At 39.4% G+C, this 20659-nt stretch carries 17 protein-coding genes and 1 pseudogene; 12 read left to right on the top strand and 6 right to left on the bottom strand.

From position 1 onward, the window contains the following. Positions 1 to 13 precede the first annotated feature (13 nt). The 3 genes from CTY47_RS01005 to CTY47_RS00995 all read right to left on the bottom strand — a co-directional run bounded on the left by CTY47_RS01005 (position 14) and on the right by CTY47_RS00995 (position 3210). Complete coding sequence (locus CTY47_RS01005) at positions 14 to 1192, bottom strand: pyridoxal phosphate-dependent aminotransferase (protein ID WP_099463011.1); 1179 nt, start codon at positions 1190 to 1192, stop codon at positions 14 to 16. Beyond that, entirely contained in the window at positions 1167 to 2012 is an 846-nt protein-coding gene (locus tag CTY47_RS01000; RefSeq protein WP_099463010.1) for a prephenate dehydratase, read from the bottom strand. The genes CTY47_RS01005 and CTY47_RS01000 overlap by 26 nt, the downstream gene beginning before the upstream one ends. A 271-nt stretch (positions 2013 to 2283) precedes the next feature. Further along, positions 2284 to 3210, bottom strand: a complete 927-nt coding sequence (locus CTY47_RS00995; RefSeq protein ID WP_099463009.1) for a hydrogen peroxide-inducible genes activator — start codon at positions 3208 to 3210, stop codon at positions 2284 to 2286. A 215-nt stretch (positions 3211 to 3425) separates the two neighbouring features. On the opposite strand from CTY47_RS00995, the gene CTY47_RS00990 reads away from it, so the two are divergent. From CTY47_RS00990 to CTY47_RS00965, 6 genes are all read left to right on the top strand, one after another. Then, positions 3426 to 3917 carry a Dps family protein gene (locus tag CTY47_RS00990; protein WP_099464024.1) on the top strand — a complete coding sequence of 164 codons (492 nt, stop codon included), beginning with the start codon at positions 3426 to 3428 and terminating at the stop codon, positions 3915 to 3917. A gap of 177 nt (positions 3918 to 4094) precedes the next feature. After that, positions 4095 to 4232 carry a Dabb family protein gene (locus CTY47_RS00985; protein ID WP_099463008.1) on the top strand — a complete coding sequence of 46 codons (138 nt, stop codon included), beginning with the start codon at positions 4095 to 4097 and terminating at the stop codon, positions 4230 to 4232. A gap of 5 nt (positions 4233 to 4237) precedes the next feature. Continuing rightward, positions 4238 to 5284 carry an agmatine deiminase family protein gene (locus CTY47_RS00980; RefSeq protein WP_099463007.1) on the top strand — a complete coding sequence of 349 codons (1047 nt, stop codon included), beginning with the start codon at positions 4238 to 4240 and terminating at the stop codon, positions 5282 to 5284. 34 nt (positions 5285 to 5318) lie between these two features. Then, positions 5319 to 6194, top strand: coding sequence for a carbon-nitrogen hydrolase (locus CTY47_RS00975; RefSeq protein WP_099463006.1), 876 nt, complete (start codon positions 5319 to 5321; stop codon positions 6192 to 6194). A 13-nt stretch (positions 6195 to 6207) separates the two neighbouring features. Continuing rightward, positions 6208 to 7194, top strand: coding sequence for an aminodeoxychorismate synthase component I (locus CTY47_RS00970; RefSeq protein WP_099463005.1), 987 nt, complete (start codon positions 6208 to 6210; stop codon positions 7192 to 7194). Then, positions 7178 to 7768 carry an aminotransferase class IV family protein gene (locus tag CTY47_RS00965; RefSeq protein ID WP_099463004.1) on the top strand — a complete coding sequence of 197 codons (591 nt, stop codon included), beginning with the start codon at positions 7178 to 7180 and terminating at the stop codon, positions 7766 to 7768. Before CTY47_RS00970 ends, CTY47_RS00965 begins: the two co-directional genes overlap by 17 nt. On the opposite strand, the gene CTY47_RS00960 is transcribed toward CTY47_RS00965, so the two are convergent. Beyond that, positions 7769 to 7945, bottom strand: coding sequence for a DUF4250 domain-containing protein (locus CTY47_RS00960; RefSeq protein WP_099463003.1), 177 nt, complete (start codon positions 7943 to 7945; stop codon positions 7769 to 7771). It lies immediately after the preceding gene. Between the two features lie 105 nt (positions 7946 to 8050). Beyond that, a complete protein-coding gene (gene recQ, locus CTY47_RS00955) occupies positions 8051 to 9880 on the bottom strand; it encodes a DNA helicase RecQ (protein ID WP_099463002.1) in 1830 nt (609 codons plus the stop codon). Between the two features lie 244 nt (positions 9881 to 10124). Between recQ and CTY47_RS00950 the strand changes: the two genes are divergently transcribed. The 6 genes and pseudogenes from CTY47_RS00950 to CTY47_RS00925 all read left to right on the top strand — a co-directional run. Then, a complete protein-coding gene (locus CTY47_RS00950) occupies positions 10125 to 11417 on the top strand; it encodes a DEAD/DEAH box helicase (RefSeq protein ID WP_099463001.1) in 1293 nt (430 codons plus the stop codon). A gap of 105 nt (positions 11418 to 11522) precedes the next feature. Continuing rightward, positions 11523 to 12116, top strand: a complete 594-nt coding sequence (locus tag CTY47_RS00945; protein WP_233202061.1) for an RNA polymerase sigma-70 factor — start codon at positions 11523 to 11525, stop codon at positions 12114 to 12116. A 91-nt stretch (positions 12117 to 12207) separates the two neighbouring features. Beyond that, the gene (locus tag CTY47_RS00940) at positions 12208 to 13215 is read left to right on the top strand and encodes a FecR family protein (protein WP_099462999.1); all 1008 of its coding nucleotides are present in this window, start codon (positions 12208 to 12210) and stop codon (positions 13213 to 13215) included. Positions 13216 to 13336: 121 nt separating this feature from the next. Then, a complete protein-coding gene (locus CTY47_RS00935) occupies positions 13337 to 16651 on the top strand; it encodes a SusC/RagA family TonB-linked outer membrane protein (RefSeq protein WP_099462998.1) in 3315 nt (1104 codons plus the stop codon). A gap of 15 nt (positions 16652 to 16666) precedes the next feature. Further along, the gene (locus tag CTY47_RS00930) at positions 16667 to 18361 is read left to right on the top strand and encodes a RagB/SusD family nutrient uptake outer membrane protein (RefSeq protein ID WP_099462997.1); all 1695 of its coding nucleotides are present in this window, start codon (positions 16667 to 16669) and stop codon (positions 18359 to 18361) included. Positions 18362 to 18371: 10 nt separating this feature from the next. Beyond that, positions 18372 to 19775 (top strand): annotated as a pseudogene (locus tag CTY47_RS00925) (sulfatase-like hydrolase/transferase); the annotation flags it as partial. Positions 19776 to 20384: 609 nt separating this feature from the next. Here the strand turns inward: CTY47_RS00925 and CTY47_RS16880 are convergent. After that, a complete protein-coding gene (locus tag CTY47_RS16880) occupies positions 20385 to 20543 on the bottom strand; it encodes a hypothetical protein (protein WP_158228490.1) in 159 nt (52 codons plus the stop codon). Positions 20544 to 20659 lie beyond the last annotated feature (116 nt).

The following is a 20659-nucleotide window of genomic DNA, read 5'->3' as shown; positions in this document are numbered from 1 at the left end:
TATCAAATTTCAATTATAAATTCTTGATTCTATTCAGAGCTTCTTCCAATGTCTCGTTTTTACAACAAAGCGAAATCCGGATATAACGTTCGCCGCGGCTACCGAAAATAAAACCGGGAGTAAGAAAAACATTTGCTCCGTATAATACTTTGTTGGCTATGGCTTCGCTGCCTTCTGCGTCGTCGGGTATGCGTCCCCAAAGGAACATTCCAACTTGTTTTTCATCGAATGTACAACCTAATGTGTGCATGATCTGGCCTGCCAAGTCCCGACGGCTGCCGTATGTACGGTTCATGTTGTCATACCATTCTTTCGGGGCTTTCAATGCTTCGACGGCTGCATATTGCATTGGTTTGAACTGTCCGGAGTCGATGTTGCTTTTTACTTTCAGAATCCATTGAACAAACTGTGCGTTAGATGCAAGCATTGCCATACGCCAGCCCGGCATGTTGTGCGCTTTACTCATTGAGTTAAGTTCGATACATATGTCTTTAGCTCCAGGTATACTCAAAATGCTGATCGGGTGATCGTTCAGTATAAAGCTGTATGGATTGTCGTTGCAAATGATAATGCCGTGTTTCTGTCCGAATGCAACCAGTTTTTCATAAAGTTCCGTTGTTGCATTGGCACCGGTCGGCATATTCGGATAGTTGGTCCACATCAGTTTTACGTTAGACAAATCCATCTTTTCCAGTTCTTCGAAATCCGGTTGCCAGCCTAGTTCTTCTTTCAGTTCATAAGGAATAAGGGTAGCTTCTACCAGTTTGCTTACAGAACTGTAGGTCGGATAACCGGGGTTGGGAATCAATACGCCATCACCCGGATTCAGGAAGGCAAGCGAGATGTGCAGAATACCTTCTTTTGAACCTATTAACGGTTGGATTTCTGTTTTAGGATCAAGGTCTACATTATACCATTTTTTGTACCAGCCGGCGAAGCCTTTGCGAAGCTCGGGAATACCAACATAAGGTTGATAACCATGTTCGTTTGCATTGTGAGCGTGTTCGCACAGCGCTTCGATCGTTTTTTCTGACGGAGGAAGATCCGGGCTGCCTACACCTAGATTGATTACATTCTTGCCTGCGGCATTCATTTCGGCTACCTCTTTTAGTTTTTTTGAAAAGTAGTATTCTTGCACGGCGTTGACACGTGCTGCTGGTGTGATGTTACACACTTTGTTTTCCTTCTGCATATTCGCCTAATATTTTTAAGTCTTTTGTCAACGGTCTGATAGCATCCAATGCTTGTTTGTAGCGGGTGAAATCTGTAAATGTGAGGTTGATATAAAACAGATATTCCCATTCGCGTCCGATAATTGGCAAGGATTGTATTTTTGTAAGATTCATATCGTAGAAAGAGAGAACGGAAAGAACTTTGGAAAGGCTGCCGGCAGTATGAGGAAGTGCAAAAACGAGAGAAGATTTGTTTCTGTCGGTTTCCCGGAGTAATTCGTCTGCAGTCCATCGGTCTGCTATGGCAAGGAAGCGGGTGAAGTTCCGTTTGTTTGTTTCAATTCCTTCAGCAAGTACTTCCATATTGTATATTTGTGCTGCCAGTTTTCCACAAATAGCTGCGTGTCCTTTTAGCTGATTCTCCGAAATCCAACGGGCACTCATGGCGGTATCTTCTTTCTCCACTACTTTTGCATGCGGTAATGTGTCAAGAAAGTCGGTACATTGCATCAGGGCGATAGGGTGGGAGTTTACCTCTTTAATCTCATGGATAGAAGTTCCCGGCAGGGCAACCAGCGAATGAGAGATGCGCAATTTGTATTCTCCTATGATGTTTAATCCGCTTTCACGAATCAACTCATGGTTTTGCAAAAGGCTTCCTGCTATTGTGTTTTCGATAGCCATAATACCAAGAATAGACGGATCTTTCTTAATCATCGAGATCACATCCCGAAATGTATTACACGGAACGATCTCAATATCTTCATCTTCGAAATAACTGCGGGCGGCTATATCATGATATGAACCGGCTATTCCCTGGATTGCTACTTTCTTTTTCATCTTATTTCTTTTTGCTCAAACTATTATATATACAAAAAAAGTCCCACCGTATTCGGCAGGACTTTATATTGTTTATTGATACATTCAATTATATTCATCAACACTCTACATACAAACTCCTGCCTTCACTCTGCTAAAGTAAAAGTAATAAAAGAAGTATGTAAAGCTAAATCGATTCATTAAATCTGTTCGTTTTAATTATGCAGCAAAAGTAACGATTTTTTGGTAACTACAAACAAAAAGTATAGTTTTTTTTATTTAAAGATCATTTTTATACCAATTTCTGAAAAGCTTGCAGCGTAAGCATCTCTTTAGGTACCGATTTTTTGATACTTTCGATTAGTATCCCGGCAATTGTGTGACGGATAAAATCTTTTCGTGTTACCCATACAATTTCACGTGTAGGCTTGGGAATAGCAAATGGACGGACTAAATCTTTTTGTTCATTGCTCAACTGATAAGTTGCTAATTGCGGAATAAAAGTAATACCGTTACCACTTTCAACCATCCGCATAAATGTTTCCAAACTTCCTAACCGGTAAGAAGCTTGGCGCAGTTTTACCTTTTCCATCTGACAGAAGCGCATCAATTGGTCACGGAAGCAATGTCCTTCATCCAGAAGCCAGAGATGTTCGTCGCTGATGTCTGCCGTACGTATTAATTCTTTTTTAAATACAGGATCACTTTTGGCAACATAACCAAAAAATTCTTCGTAATATAATGTATCTCCTTGTAGCTGCGATTCTATTGGTTGATTGGCGATAATGGCCGCATCTATTTCTCCGTTTAGTAATGCAGACATGGTAGGAGCAGTCTTCATTTCCATGATACGTATATCCATATCCGGATGTTTCTCTGATATTTGCTGAAAAAAACGAGGCAGAAGGTAAGGCGCAATTGTTGGTAATACGGCTAAACGAAATGTTCCCTTCAAAGTCTGTTCTTCTTCATTTACAATGTCTTTTATCAGTGAAGCCTGATATAAAACGTTTCGTGCCTGCTCAATAACCTTGCGTCCTGCCGGAGTAGGGCGTACGGGCTGTAGATTGCGATCAAACAGTTTAATGCCCAGTTCATCTTCCAGTTTCTGAATCATCATACTTAATGTGGGCTGGGTTACCCGGCAATGTTCAGCTGCTTTGGCAAAATGGCGGAATGAATCGACAGCTAGGATGTATTCAAGTTGTTGTATGTTCATAGAGTGCTTGTCATATATTGAATATTAAAACCTAATTGTACAAAGGTAATAATAATCTGTAATAATTTATATTGCTTTGGTAAAAAGAACTTTCCTGTTGTTTATAAAGTGTGTCTATGAACATATAAAAATTATCTGTTTGACAACGGCTTATCCGTGCCGTATCTTTGCAATACAAGAAAAACGAAACGTATAACAATTTAAAAGTAATAAGTATGAAAACATTAGATTTTATCCATTTAGAAGAATCAGCAGCAAATAAAGTAGTAGCAGCTTTACAACAGTTATTGGCAGATTATCAGGTGTTTTACACAAATATTCGTGGTTTCCACTGGAATATTAAAGGACATGGATTTTTTGTTCTTCACAGCAAATTCGAAGATATGTATAACGATGCAGCCGGAAAGGCGGATGAATTGGCAGAACGTATTTTAATGCTTGGCGGAACTCCAGTAAATAAGTTCAGTGAATATCTGAAAGTTTCCAGGGTGAAAGAAATATCAGGAGTATCTTGTGGTGATGAAGCTTTGAAAAATATCCTTGAAACTTATAGCCTGTTTATTGCAGAAGAACGCAAATTACTTTCTCTTGCTTCTGAACTAGGAGACGAGGCTACTGTTGCATTGATGAGTGATTATTTGAAAGAACAGGAAAAAACTGTTTGGATGTTGGTTGCTTTTTCATCTTGTGATTGCAAAAATTCTTAAGTTAATTGGTTACACTATTCATTGCGTTAGTGAAGAGGGCAGGAAGTGATTCCCGCCCTTTTGTTTTGTGTACTACTTGAAATTAAAAAAAAGGATATTTGTTTTAGTTCTATACATTATGTTGGTAACTGTGTATTATAGGGAAATAATTACCTTTGCAAAAAATACTGTAATACTATGCTGAAACATATTGTTATGTGGAAACTGAATGAACAGGCCTTGGCCGCTTATAAAGTGAACCCTCGTCATGCAGAGGTTAATTCATATTGCAAGAAGATACGTGAGAGTCGTGTTGTCGTTGATTTTTACGAATAAAAAGAATGGAAGCGAAAGTAATATTACCGGCCGAATGGCATCCGCAGAGTGCGGTGCAGCTTACATGGCCGCACGAAGGGACAGACTGGGCGCCTATAATCGACGAGGTTGTTCCTTGTTTTGTGGCGATTGCTAAAGAGATTATAAAACGAGAGATGCTGCTGGTTGTTTGTCCGGATGAAGCAATGGTTCGCGCACAGTTAGGCGATGTGGATTATAGCCGTGTTATATTCCGTGAGATGGAGACAAACGATACGTGGGCTCGCGATCATGGTGGAATCTCTGTTTTCGATGGAGCACAAGCTGCCGTATATGATTTTGTTTTTAATGGCTGGGGCATGAAGTTTGCTGCTAATTATGATAATCTGATTACGAGAAAACTGTTTCATACGAAAACTTTTTCAGAAGAAGTTATTCCTGTTAATATGCAACCTATCGTACTGGAAGGCGGTAGTATAGAATCGGATGGAGAAGGAACGTTACTAACAACGGTAGAATGTCTGTCTTCTGTCAACCGAAATGAGTATCTGGGACAAGAGCAATTAGAATATCATTTGAAAGAAATATTCGGACTGGACCGTATTCTTTGGCTTGAAAGCGGCTATTTGGCAGGAGATGATACAGATAGTCATGTTGATACGTTGGCTCGTTTCTGTAGTCCTGATACAATAGCTTATGTACAGTGCACCGATGAAGGAGATGAGCATTTCGAAGAATTGCAGGAGATGGAACAAGAGTTGAAGGCTTTCACCCGGAAAGATGGTAAACCTTATAACTTGGTTCCTCTTCCTATGGCCGATAAGGTGGAATGGGAGGGAGAGCGTTTGCCTGCTACGTATGCTAATTTTTTGATAATAAACGGAGCCGTACTTGTGCCGTTTTATAATTCACCTAAAGATGAGGTGGCGAAAGCTGCGCTACAACAGGCTTTCCCTAATCGTGAGATCGTTGGTGTTAATTGTTTACCGCTGATTAAGCAACACGGATCATTACATTGTGTAACTATGCAGTATCCCGAAGGATTTGTTATTTCCCTTTCAAAAGAGAAGTAATAATTAAAGCATATAATAAATTTATATAGATAAAATGAAAGTCGGATTAATTCAACAAGCAAACAGTAGTGATATTACTGCCAACATAGACAAATTAAAACAGAATATTTGTAAAGCTGCAAATCTGGGTGCAGAATTGGTTGTTTTGCAAGAATTACATAATGGTCTTTATTTTTGCCAGACAGAAGATACTAATTTGTTTGACCAGGCAGAAACGATTCCGGGACCTTCTACAGAAATATTCGGTGCTTTGGCAAAAGAACTAGGCATTGTTCTGGTTTTGTCTCTTTTTGAGAAACGTGCCCCGGGACTTTACCATAATACAGCTGTAGTGCTTGAAAAAGATGGTTCTATTGCAGGTAAATACCGGAAGATGCACATCCCTGATGATCCGGCTTATTATGAAAAGTTTTATTTTACACCTGGCGATCTGGGGTTCGAGCCGATCTCTACATCGGTAGGCAAGCTGGGTGTACTGGTGTGCTGGGATCAATGGTATCCCGAAGCCGCTCGTCTTATGGCTATGCGTGGTGCCGAGATGCTTATTTATCCTACGGCTATCGGTTGGGAAAGCAGCGATACGGATGAAGAGAAGCAGCGCCAGCTAGGTGCTTGGGTAACTGTTCAGCGCGGACATGCTGTTGCGAATGGCTTGCCTGTTATTACAGTAAACCGTACAGGACATGAGCCGGATCCTTCCGGACAAACAAAAGGCATTCAATTTTGGGGCAATAGCTTTGTAGCTGGCCCGCAAGGTGAACTGATAGCCGAATTTTCGAATAATAAAGAAGAAGTACGCGTTATTGATATAGACAAGTTACGGAGTGAAAATGTGAGACGCTGGTGGCCTTTTTTCCGCGACCGCCGTATCGATGCGTTTGGAGGATTAACCGAACGGTTTTTGATATAAACGAATATTATTTATGATTGTATATACAAAGCAGGAGGCTATTTCCCGGATGAACCATTTCGGAATGTCGGGAGAGCCTTTTTTATTCTGTATAGATTACAAACAAGAGAGGATATTTGTTGAAAAGCCGGAACTGATTAATCCGGGTGAATTTCTTTATGACTTGAATGGCTTAACGAATACGGATAAAGAATCTCATGAATTATTATCTTCGGAGATAAAGTGGAAAATAAATCCGGTTTCTTTTGAAGAATATACTGCATCTTTTGATATTGTCAGTCGTAACATTCATGCCGGCAATTCTTATCTGGTGAATCTCACTTCCGAAACGCAGGTTCAAACGAATTTATCATTGGAAGAGATATTTTATCATTCTATAGCTAAATATAAATTCCTATGGAAAGAGCATTTTGTCGTATTTTCTCCTGAAATATTTGTTCGTATTAGCGATAATGTAATTTCTTCTTATCCGATGAAAGGGACGATCGACGCTTCCCTGCCCGATGCGAATAACCGTATTATGAATGATCCCAAGGAGGCAGCAGAGCATGCTACGATTGTTGATTTAATACGAAATGATTTGAGTATGGTAGCTACAGGTGTTTCTGTCCCTCGTTTCCGTTATATAGATGAGTTGCGTACCAACAGCGGGTATCTGTTGCAAGTAAGTTCTGAAGTAAAAGGTTTTTTGCCGGATGATTGGCGTTCTCGGGTAGGAACAATACTTTTTACTCTTTTACCGGCAGGTTCTATTACAGGTGCCCCGAAAAAGAAGACAGTGCAGATAATAGAAGAGGCGGAAACATACGAACGCGGTTTCTATACCGGCATAATGGGATATTTTGATGGATTTAATCTGGATAGTGCAGTTATGATACGTTTTATTGAACAACGGCAATCCGCTTTCTATTTTAAAAGTGGAGGAGGGATTACTTCGCAAAGTAATGTATCGGATGAATATAATGAAATGAAACAGAAAGTGTATGTGCCGATTTATTGAAACAATCCGTATTGAAGAGGGGCGGATATATAATTTGCTTTATCATAACCAACGTTTGAATCAAACGCGAAAGGCCGTTTTTGGCATTCATACAGAGTTGGATTTATCAGGCATTATAGATTCGGAAAAGTGTCGTGAACGGACGAAATGCCGAGTTGAATATGGAGAAGAAATTTGTAAAGTGGAATATTTCCCGTATAATATCCGTCCGGTTCATTCATTGCGATTGATCTGCTGTGATGATATAGATTATCATTATAAAAGCACGAACCGTGAACAACTAGATGATTTGTTTGCAAAGAGAGGTGCTTATGATGATATCCTCATTGTGAAGAATGGGTTGGTGACAGATACTTCAATATGTAATATTGCTTTTTGGAATGGTGCGCGTTGGGTTACTCCTGCTCAGCCCTTATTACCCGGAACGAAAAGGGCTTCTTTGTTGAGTGCGGGGATGTTGGTTACTAAAGATATCGCAATAGATACTTTAGGCGAATATTTATCTTACCGTCTGTTCAATGCAATGATTGATTTTGGCGAGCTTGAACCGAATATTAATAGTATCGGTAGATAATTACCAGAATTTGTTGTATTCGGCACTATATTCAAAACCTGCTTTTTGCAATTTATTTATCAGGGATTTTTTGTTTATTCCCATGTCGTCGCAGAGTTTATCCAAAGATGAATAGTCGTCACGCAGTTTCATATTTATAACGCTGAAAAGCATCATCGGATCGTTAGGTAATTCCATCTTATTCTTCTTTTTATTTTGTGGATGCAAAGTTAAGGATCATTTTGGAAAATCATCCCGATGTTTTTATAAAATGATCCCGATGATTTTTTGACAACATCGGGATCATTCTGATTTTGGCAGTCTCAATACGAAACGGATAAGGGCGACAAATACTTTTCCATATTTATCCAGCTTCATTTGCCCGACACCATGTATCTCACTAAACTGATCGATGGTGACAGGTTTCTTTTTTACAATATCTTCAAGTGTGTCATCGGAGAAGATAACATACGGAGGCTGTTCTTGACGCTCAGCGATTTGTTTGCGTAACTGGTTAAGTGAATCAAGTAAAGTTTCATCGATAGATTCCGAACTGATCGGGCGAATAGGACGTGCTTTGAAAGAAGGCAACATTCTCGGATGTTCAAGGTCGTCAGGCTCTTTATAAATAGCAAGTTGTGTCTTCATTTCTCCATATAATACTTTTGTGCCGAGCGGGGTGACTTTAAAGTTATTCTCTCTGGTATAATCTACTTCCAGATAACCAAGTTGAGTCATTTGATATAAATACTCTTTCCACTCTTTATAAGACAGGTTTTTCCCGGCCCCGTAAGTCTTCAGTTTATCGTATCCTTTTTTTATGATTTCGTTCTGATTGGATGCACGTAAAATCCCAATGGTTAGTCTCATGCCTATACGTTGGCCTGTCCTGACGATGGCGCTTAGCGCTTTTTGTACTAAAACAGTTCCGTCGAAACGTTCCGTCGGATTTTTGCAAACATCGCAGTTGCCACAGTCGTGTTCGGATTCTTCACCGAAATAACTTAACAGAATACGGCGGCGGCATATGTTTGCTTCGCAATAGCGTTTCATATGTTGTAGCTTTTCCATATTAATCTCTTTTTGCTGACTGCCTTCTATAAACCACTTTAGAACAATTAAGTCATTCATTGAATAAAAAAGGAGTGTATTGCTTTTCATTCCATCACGTCCTGCACGCCCTATTTCCTGGTAATAATTTTCGATACTGGATGGCATATTGTAGTGTATAACCCAACGGACATTGCTTTTATCTATACCCATGCCGAATGCAACAGTTGCACATATTACTTCTATGCGGTCTTTAATAAAATCGTCTTGTGCCTTTTCCCTGATATTCGGAGGAAGCCCCGCATGATATGCTGTTGTTTTTATATTGTATGTTGCAAGTGTTTGAGCTAACTCTACGGTATCATTTCGTTTCATACAGTAAATGATACCGCATTGTCGCTTATGGGCATAGATGAAATGTATTATAGCGGCTAGTTTATCTTTTTTATTTAGTCCGCGTCGTACGGTAAGCGATAAATTCGTACGGTCGAAAGAGGAAACATATGTTTCGGGGTCGTGTAATTTTAATTGTTGTATTATATCGTTTCGCGTAATCTTGTCGGCTGTGGCAGTGAGTGCTACAATCGGAACTTTAGGAAACCGTTCTTTTAATATGGATAGTTGTGTATATTCCGGTCTGAAGTCGTGTCCCCAGTGCGAAATACAATGTGCTTCGTCAATTGCAATTAAAGAAATATCCAATCGGGGAAGCAGCCAGTCTATCTCGCTCATTACTTTTTCCGGCGAGATGTAAAGTAGCTTCACTTTACCCTGCATGCAAAATTGTTTGATATTTTGCTTTTCATCTTCCGGCGTCGTGCTGTTGAGGGCTGCTGCCGGTATGCCATTTGCAATTAAAGCACCTACCTGATCTTTCATTAGGGCAATCAGAGGTGATACAACGACTGCTGTTCCCGGTAAATAGATAGCAGGTAATTGGTAACAGATTGATTTACCTCCGCCGGTAGGCATTAATACCAATGAATCTTTTTTTTGTAATATTCGTTGTATTATTTCTGCTTGTTGAGGGCGAAAAGAAGTATATCCGAAAAATTTCTTTAACAGTTTTAGTAATTCATTCATATAAATAAAGAGGGAAGTAGGTGTTAATTGACAAACATACGGAAATATCTCTTGATAATCTAATTTTCTATTACGACAGGTTTTAATTGGGCATCGAAATATTGCGGTTTAGATAATTAAATCCTGCTTGTTATAAGACATTTTTATAGCTACTTGATTAATTATTATGGAACTCAAAATAAAAATTGCTATCTTTGTGCCATTATTTACATAAAGAGCCGTGATGGCTTAACTATTATTTTAGATGACATTTGAACAATTGAATTTGATTGAGCCTATACTTAAGGCTCTAAAACAAGAAGGTTACACTATTCCAACCCCTATACAAACCGAAGCTATTCCAGTGGTATTAAAAGGATATGATTTGCTGGGATGTGCACAAACAGGAACCGGTAAGACGGCAGCATTCTCAATTCCTATTATACAGAAACTCGAAGAACAGAAGGTTTTAGGACATTCACGTGGTATTAAGGCACTAATTCTGACTCCAACACGGGAACTGGCTATCCAGATAGATGAAAGTTTTGCGGCATATGGGCGTTTTACCAAATTACGCCATACGGTGATATTTGGAGGAGTAGGGCAAAAACCGCAGACTGATGCGCTGAGAAGTGGTGTGGATGTACTTATCGCAACACCGGGCCGTTTGCTTGATTTGATAGGACAAGGTTATATCAATCTGAAATCTCTTGATTTTTTTGTACTCGACGAGGCCGACCGGATGTTGGATATGGGTTTTATACATGATATTAAGAAAGTTCTTCCATTGCTGCCTAAAAAGAGACAATCGTTATTTTTCTCGGCTACCATGCCTCAAGAGATAGAACGGCTGGCAGATACTATTCTTTCAGACCCGGAGAAAGTAGAGGTAACTCCTCCTTCTTCGACAGTAGATAAAATCGAACAATTTGTTTATTATGTGAAGAAGAGTGAGAAAATGGATTTGCTGATAAAATTGTTGCAAGATAAATCGCTTGAATCGGTGCTTATATTCACCCGGACAAAACATGGGGCAGATAAAGTAGCCCGCGTCCTGACAAAAGCGGGAGTCGGTGCTGAGGCTATTCACGGAAATAAAAGCCAGACAGCACGCCAACGTGCTTTGTCAAACTTTAAGGACAGGTCTACACGTGTATTGATAGCAACCGACATAGCAGCGCGTGGCATAGATGTGGATCATCTTTCGCATGTAATTAATTATGAGTTACCGAATGTGCCCGAAACTTATGTACACCGTATCGGACGTACGGGACGTGCCGGACGGGAAGGGATTGCTTTTTCATTTTGTGATGTTGAGGAGGTTCCGTTGTTGAAAGATATTCATAAGCTCATAAACAAACAAATACCGGTGGCCGGTGGTAATGAATTTGAGACGGCGGAAGTTAAAATAGCTGTTGCTGAGAAGAAAGAAGCTTTGAGAGAAGAGTCGAAGAAACGTAATATGTTTGGCAGTAAACGAGACGGCAGCTATTGGCGGAATAAGAAAAGACAGGCGCAAAATGGAAAGCAACAACAGAAAATAGCCGGTAAAAAGTAAGAAATCTTGTTTGTCCGGTTTTCTTTATGTTAAAATCATAATATGAAAATCGAAATATTTAAGTATGTTTGCAAATGAGAAATGCAAGCTTACAAGAATAGATCTGTGCAGATTATTAAAGAAGATATAATTGCTCGTATTAACAAAGGAGATGCCAAAGCGTTTGAACAGTTATACATTGCTTTTTACGTATATCTGTGTGCTGTGGCAACTAAATATATATACCATGCCGAAGCAGCACAAGAGATTGTAAACGATGTGTTTTTGAATGTCTGGAATAACAGGAAATCATTAACTTATCCTGTAAATGCTTATCTGGTTCGTTCCATACAGAATAGATGCCTTAATTATCTTCGCCAGCAACATTTACAGGAAATACCTTTATCTGATATACAAGAAAGTTTGTTGAATATACAGGAGCATCAGGTTGAAGTAGAGGCTCATCCTCTGGCAAAACTTGAAAATAAAGAATTTGAGGAGAAAATATTATCGGCTGTTAATCAATTACCTGAAAAATGCCGTGACATATTTGTACAATATCTTTATTATAATAAATCGTACGATGAGATTGCAAAAGAGAATAATATTGCAACCAGTACCGTGCGTGTACAAATTAAGATAGGACTATCCAAGTTGAAGGATATTTTAGGGGATATTTATCCGGCTTTTCTTCTTATATATGATTTTTTTCAAAAATAATTACATTTCTTTTAAACGCAACTTATCATTTGTGTGTATTTATTATAAAACGTAGTTTAAAAATACGTTATTGTATATCTGAATAAAAGAAATGGAAAACGCAAATATAGAAAATCTTCTTTTTGATTATTTTTCAGGTAATCTGTCTGAAGCCGAAGAAAAAGAATTATTACAATGGCTGGAGTCTGATGAATCCCATTCGAAAATTTTTTCAGAAATGGCCGATTGGTGGGCTATAGCACACGTGCCTCTTTTTGTTTCGGATATGAAATCTGATTTTGAAAAGCATTTTGGAAACTTAAATACAACAGTTCTTCAAAATAAAGTTAGTCGTAAAATAGGTTTGTGGAGTAAAATTGCTGCATCTATTTTAATATTGATTTCCATAGGGACGTTTTCTTTTTATATGGGCAAAAACAGTGTTAAGGAAGAAATGGCATATTTTGAAACAGTAACTCCGATGGGAACTCGTTCAAAAGTCATTTTACCAGACCATTCTGTTGTATGGGTCAACGCCGGTTCTTCTTTAAAATATAGTAAGGACTTTAACCAAAAAGAGAGGGAAGTCTTATTGGAAGGTGAAGCTTATTTTGAAGTTCAACCGAATCATTCGAAACCTTTTATTGTAAAGGCCGAGATGTTGGATATCCAAGTTTTGGGAACTCATTTTAACGTAAAAGCATATCGTGACGAACAACTAATGGATGTGTCTTTAGTTTCCGGGAAAGTAAATATCCATTTAAATGATGACGATCATAAGTCAAAAGAGGTGGTGCTGGCTCCAAACCGTATGTTCAGCTTTAATAAAGAGAACAAATGTGTAAAAATAGTTGAGATAAAAGGTGATGATTCATACGCTTGGACAAACGGACATCTGAAATTTACAGAACAACCGTTTTCAGAGATCGTAAGAGATTTGGAACGTAAATTCAATGTGAATATATCTATTGATAGCGAATCATTACAAAATGAAATATTTTCGGGAAGCTTTTCTCCAGAGTATAGTTTAAACGAAATTTTGCGTGAAGTAGACATGGATCATAAATATACGTGGAAACGAAACGGAAATGAAATTGTAATACGAGATAAATATAAATAAAGAGTACTAATCTAAACTAGTAAAATATGACATAGAAATTACGAAAAAACTAAATTATTCTCAAAGAACGAGATTTTTTTATTATCGAAAAAACAAGAATTATTTACAAATCTAACTTTTCATGAAAATGAACTACTTAAAAAAGACCAGTAGGCTTGTGGTTACTGCTTGTATGCTTGCAGGTATGCCTTTAGTATCTGGAACCGTTTCTGCTTCCGAATTACAGACACAGACAATGTCGGTTCAGGCAGAGACAACAACGCTGAGAGAACTTTTTGACTTAATCGAAGCTAAGTTTAATTATTCTTTTCTTATACGGAACAATGACATTAATATGAATGAACGTATCACTATGGATATGTCAAACCGTTCTGTTGAGGAAATATTGAAAAGCGCACTTAAAAATCAGCATGCTGATTTCTATGTAAACGATAACCGAATTATCGTTTACAAAACTTCATCTAAACAAGGTTCAAATCCGGTTGTATCAGAAAAACAGGCTGCTCAACAAACTCAGAAGATTGCAGGAACAGTTGTTGATGCGCATACAGGTGAACCGATCATTGGTGCGAATATCCTTGTGAAAGGAACTACAAACGGAACAAGTACCGATTTTGATGGCAACTTTGTGTTGGAAGATGTTCCGGCCAATGCTACATTGGTTATTTCATATATTGGTTATCTTCCTTTGGAGATGAAGTCGACCGCAGGGAAAATGACTATCCGTTTGAAAGAAGATACACAAAATCTGGATGAAGTTGTAGTTGTTGGCTACGGTGTTCAGAAGAAAGAAAGCCTTACCGGTGCCATGCAGGTGGTAAGCAGCGATAAGTTGTTGGATGCAACGACTCCTTCGGTTGAAAACTTGTTGTCCGGTAAAGCTCCAGGTGTATATGTCACATCCGGTGGTGGACAGCCGGGAGCTGCAGGTACGGTTGTTATCCGTGGTAAATCTACTGTAAACGGTAGTACAGACCCGCTTTGGATTATTGACGGTGTTATTGTTGGCAATAGTGCGGGAAGCTTGAACCCTTCGGATATTGAATCTATGTCAATTTTGAAGGATGCTGCCTCTACTGCAATTTACGGATCTCAGGGTGCTAATGGCGTAATCGTTGTTACAACAAAGAAAGGTAAAACAGGTAAGGCTACCATCAATGTTTCAGCAAAGATGGGGGTAAACCAATTGAACAGAGGTAACTTTGAAATGATGAGCCGGGACGAATTGCTCGGTTATTATAAATCGTTTGCAAACCAACAGGCTATTCCTCAGGAAACATGGGATAAGATTGGTCAGGGATATGACTATGATTGGTGGAAAAACGGTTCTCAGTTGGGGTTTGCGCAAGATTATAACTTATCTGTGTCTGGTGGTTCCGAGAAGATAAAGACATACATTTCTGCCGGTATTTATGATGAAAACGGAGCAGTTAAGGGATATGACTATACTCGTTATAATTTTCGTTTCAATGTAGATTACCAGGCAACAGACTGGTTGACTATTAAACCGAAAGTATGGGGTACGCGCAGCGACATAATGGACCAGCAGCATAGCCTGGGTGCAATGTATGAGAACATGCCTTGGGATTCGCCTTATGATAAAGACGGTAACCTGATTCAAGCATACAGACCTTCGAGCTGGGTAAGTTCGGACCACGTAAACTACCAGTATGATTTGCAGTGGAACTATAAAAAGACAACTAAGTATGAATTTATGGGTAACTTTGATTTTGATATCAAATTTACGGACTGGTTGACTTTCTCTTCTGTAAATAACTATAAGTATGGCAGTACTTTATATAAGAAATATGATGATCCGCGTTCTTCCGGAGGACAAGCTGAAAATGGTCAGTTGCAAGATAAAACTACTTCATACTATCGTGTTTACAGCAACCAGTTGCTGCGTTTTAACAAAGTATTCGACAAGCATTCGATTAATGCGATTCTGGCGTATGAATGGAATACATATACAGCTCAGGTAACAGATCAGATAGCTACAGGTTTCGCTCCTGGTTTTAGCGTTGGAGATGCGACAATTGTACCCAAAAAAGCCAAAGGTAGCCAGAACGAATGGGCTGTTCAGTCTTATCTGTTCAATGCCAATTATGCATACGACAGCCGTTATCTGTTGTCATTCTCTTTCCGTCGTGACGGTGCTTCAAACTTCGGAGAAAATGCAAAATATGGTAATTTCTTTTCTATAAGCGGCGGTTGGAATATCCATCAGGAAAACTTCTTTAAAGCAGATTGGGTACAACAACTAAAATTACGCGCAAGTTATGGTTCCGTAGGTAATCGTCCGACAGAATTGTATCCTCAGTATGCTTTGTACAGTATGGGTACAGGTTATAACGGCCTTCCGGGCGCTATTATTTCACAGGTGGAGAATAAAGATTTGACGTGGGAAAAAACATATACGGCTGGTGTTGGTATAGATGCTATCTTGTTTGACCGTTTGACTGTTAACCTGGATTATTATAATAAAAAAACAACCGATTTGCTGTATAACGTGCCTCTTCCTGGCGTAACAGGTGTAACAGGAATGTTCCGTAATGTCGGAGCCGTTAAAAATAATGGTTTTGAAGCAACCGTGGCTGTCGACATTCTGAAAGGCGGAGACTGGAACTGGAATGTATCTGCTAATATCGGTGTAAACCGTAATAAAGTGACAGAGCTTTACGGAGACAAATCGGAAATTGTTATTGCAAATGCAAACTCAGGTATTTTAGGCCCGATCGATAAGATATTGAAGCCGGGTGAAGATGTGGATACCTGGTATGCTACAGAATGGGCAGGTGTTGATCCTGAAACCGGATCACCTCTTTGGTATACAACAAATGAAGCCGGAGAACGCGTAACTACTTCAAACTATAGCGACGCTTCTAAGCATCAGGTAATAGTTGGCAAACAAACGCCGGACTTTTACGGAGGTTTCTCAACCGACTTGTCATGGAAAAATATAGACTTGTCGGCTGTGTTCGGCTATTCTGTTGGTGGGCAGATTTTCAACTACGACAGAACTGTCTATGATTCGGATGGCGGTTATACCAGTTACAACCAACAGAAACTGTTAAGCGGTTGGAGCCGTTGGGAAAAACCGGGAGATATTGCTACGCACCCGAAAGCAGAATATGGAAACTTATCACAGTCAAACAAACCTTCTTCCCGTTATTTGGAAGATGCTGACTATCTGCGTCTGCGTAATTTAACGATTGGGTACACTTTACCTTGTAAGATTCCGTATATAAGCAATTTCCGCTTATTCTTCTCTGGCGAGAATTTGTTTGTGATATCAGGCTTTTCCGGTATAGATCCGGAACTTCCGTCTAATACGGATATAGCTACAGGAAAAAAAGTAGCAGGAGCATCGGGAGTAGCTTCTTCTCCTTATCCAATGGCTCGTAAGTTTATGTTTGGTTTGAATGTTTCATTTTAATTAAAGAGAAAACAAATGAAGAAAATAGCTATATGGGCGCTTGCCGCTGTTACATTAATGACAAGCTGCGATCTGGATCGTTTTCCATATGATAAATATTCTAAAGATAAGATTGATGCCGACAAAGTTGCTGCATTCGACATATTATTAAACGGGTGCTATGCAAAGTTGAAAAGTGCATCAGATGTATTCCATCGTACCGGTGAATACCCGGGTGATAATATCTGCAAAGATAAACCTACTACCAATCCGTTTGGTACATATATTACTTATCAGCATACGGTAAATAACTCACAGTTGTCTTCAACCTGGAATAATGCGTATAATATAATTTCGCAGACAAGTGATTTGATGAAGATGGCTAATGAAGGCGAATCGCCAGAAATCGACCAGAAACTGGGTGAGGCATATTATATGAGAGGTTTGATGTATTTCTACCTTTGCCGTGTGTTTGGCCGTCCCTATTATCAGGAGCCGGAAAAGAATATGGGAGTACCTATTGTAAATGGTATGCCGGATGATATTGCCAATTTGCAATTGCCGGACCGTTCTTCTGTAAAAGATACATATGCACAGGCAATTAATGACTTGAAAAAGGCAGAATCGTTGATGACTACTTATACATCGGCTTCTTACGCTTCGAAGTATGCCGCACAAGCTATGCTGGCTAAAATCTATATGTATATGAGCGGTACTTTTGAAAATCCGAATACCGATTATGCAAAAGAATCTTTGAAATATGCTGACGATGTAATCAATAGCGGCAAGTTTAGCTTGCTGAGTCGTACCAGCTTTATGAGATACAACGAACTGGCTCCGGATGATGCTTCGCAGACAGAGACAATTTTTGCTGTTAAATTTATCAGTTCGGACATTACGAGTTATACGAGTGCTATCGGCAGTATGTATGCTACTATTAATGAGGTAGGTTGGGGTGAGATTTATGCCAGTGCCAAATATCTGGATATTTTGTATGAAACAGGCCGTGGTAATGATGCCCGCGAAGCATTTATACATCCGGACTATAAACTTGATGACAAAGGTAATAAAACCCGTAATTTCCGTTTTGTTGCTAATGTTGTTGCAAATGGTAAAGTGAGCGGATATACTTATAAGCAATGTGATGTGAAAGTGGGAAGTGATGGTAAATTAGTTGCTGCCGTTTTGGATTCAAAAGAGTATCCGCTGACATTACTGGATGAGGCTAGCCGTAAATATTCGATTGTATATGAGGGTACGACATACTACGGATATGATGATTATTTTATGAATACCAGCCAGGGACATCCTAAATTCTTTAATTATAAATGCTCTATGCAGGAAGGTGTTTCGCATTTGTATTCACCTATTATATCTCGTCTGGGGGAAGTATATTTAATACGTGCAGAAGCAAATGCCAAATTAGGAAATTATGCAGATGCACTGAAAGATTTGAATATGGTACGTGAACGCTCTATTGTAAATGGTGGCTATCAGACATTAAATGCATCGAATGCCCATCAATTGATTATGAAAGAGCGCCAGTTGGAACTTGCTTTTGAGGCTGACCGTGGTTTTGATGTCTATCGTGTTGGTGATACGATGACCCGGCATTATCCCGGTTATCATGACGGAACAATTGAATTTTTGGCAACAAGCCCGTTAGTAGTCCAGTATATACCGAAGTCTGAAATTGACGCTTATCCTGGTACTTTGACTCAGAATCCGTAAATATTGAGTAATGAAAAGAAGTTCATCAATAATAAGTATACTGGCAGGGGTAACCCTGCCGGTCTCTTTATTGGCTCAAACCCAACCTAAGCAACCGAACATTATTATTATAGTTGCGGACGATTTGGGATATGGCGATTTAAGTTGTTATGGTGCACATCGTATTCATACTCCGGGGATGGATCGTATTGCCAACGAAGGAATACGTTTTACTCAAGGTTATTGTACGGCAGCAACTTCTACCCCTAGTAGATACTCTCTTTTGACTGGTTTGTATCCATGGACAAATAAAGATGCAAAAATTTTACCGGGCAATGCCGCTTTAATCATAGACAATCAGCAGATAACATTACCTAAAATTATGAAACAGGCTGGATATGTAACCGGTTCTGTTGGTAAATGGCATTTGGGATTAGGTGATGGTGCTGTAGATTGGAATAAGACTGTATATCCCGGAGCGAAGGAAGTTGGGTATGACTATTCTTTTATTCAGGCTGCAACTAATGACCGGGTACCTTGTATTTTTATAGAAAATGGTAAAGGAGTTAATTTGGATTCTGATGATCCGCTCTTTGTAAGTTATAAAGAAAATTTTCAGGGCGAACCTACAGGAAAAGATAATCCGGAAATGCTTCGGATGCATCCGAGCGTGGGACATAGCGGTTCTATTGTCAACGGAGTTCCCCGTATTGGTTTTCAAAAGGGAGGCAAAGCTGCTCAGTGGAAAGATGAAGATATGGCAGAATTATTTCTGGAAAAGGCCAAAGGTTTTCTGAAAGATAATAAAGATACCCCTTTCTTTTTATATTATGGCTTACATCAGCCTCATGTGCCACGTGTTCCAAATCAGAAATTTGTGGGAAAGTCTGGAATGGGGGCAAGGGGTGATGTGATTTTAGAAGCTGATTGGTGCGTTTCTGAATTTTTGAAGGAACTGGATCGATTAGGGCTTACCGAAAACACCTTAATTATCTTTACCAGCGACAATGGCCCTGTGCTAGATGACGGCTATCAGGATCAGGCTGTGGAACTTGTTGGAGACCATAAAGTGGCAGGTCCTCTTCGTGGTGGCAAAACGAGCTTGTATAATGGTGGAACCTGTATTCCGTTTTTGCTTCGTTGGCCGGCAGTGGTAAAGCCGGGTGTTTCTAATGCTTTGGTTTGCCAGATGGATTTATTGGCATCTTTGGCGTCTCTGGTTGGACAAACTTATTCGGATAAAGTTGACAGCCAAAATACGCTCCCTGTATTTTTAGGACGGAGCAGTAATGGGCGTAAAGAGCTTGTTTTGGAAGGCTATTTTAATTATGCTTTGCGTGACGGGGACTGGGTAATGATACCTCCATATCCCGACTTTTTAAACGATCCGGAGGATGCTTCTTTTTGCGGCCGCAGTAATTGTTATCAACTATATNGTTTTTCTCTTTTTTTCTCTTCCTGAAAAAACTTATCATCCATTCTGCATTATTGAACTTCCACTTTCTTGTAAAGCTTCTCTTCATTGTCATGAGAACACAAGGTTGTCAGGCACTTATCGCTTAACTTAATGACATTGTGCTTCAGCTGACGGCAATTGAAACCAGGCTAAAGCCATAAAAGAACAGGCTCTATCGGTCATCCTTAAAGAAAGCTTAGCTTTCTTCTCTCCGGCATCAGCGGCAGGGCGTTAAACGCAGGTAAAAGACACAGCGACGAAACCAGCGGCTGTCTGAGCGTAGCGAGTTCCGCTGGTTCAGCGAAGTCTTTTGCCGGAGTAGCCCGGCCGGAGTAGCCTTGACCTTTTGGTTACTTTTGGGTCAAGCCAAAAGTGACAGAAACGATTTTGAGCGAAGCGAGTTCCGCTGGTTCAGCGAAGTCCTTTGCCGTAGTAGCCCGGACGGTGTAGCCTTGACCTTTTGGTTACTTTTGGGTCAAGCCAAAAGTAATAAAAAAGTGTTCGCGGGAAGCACTAAAGCGTTACAATTATGATTTCGAAATAACAATACAATATTGTGTAAATCAACAATATATAACCAATATCAGATCATTTTGCAATTTTGGAATAAGCCCCGAAGATGGTGACAGAAGGTGACAAAGTGGGGGCATTCCCAAAGTCAGTAATTTGTATTTCATATTGTTGTTTGTTGCAAAATGTGGCGAATAGTAGTATGATGCTTATAACCGTTAATAAATTCGTTTTCATGTTATTAAATTTTAGCTGTTATCTTTTGTTTGTTAGAACCGTGGGTAATGAGTTTGTTGTTAGATATTTAATATATGATTAACATAATACAAATCGAAAGTTTTCAGGATGTTTGT

The organism is Parabacteroides provencensis, from assembly GCF_900232875.1.
Lineage (GTDB): Bacteria > Bacteroidota > Bacteroidia > Bacteroidales > Tannerellaceae > Parabacteroides > Parabacteroides chinchillae.
This window is presented reverse-complemented; position numbering and strand designations above follow the sequence as displayed.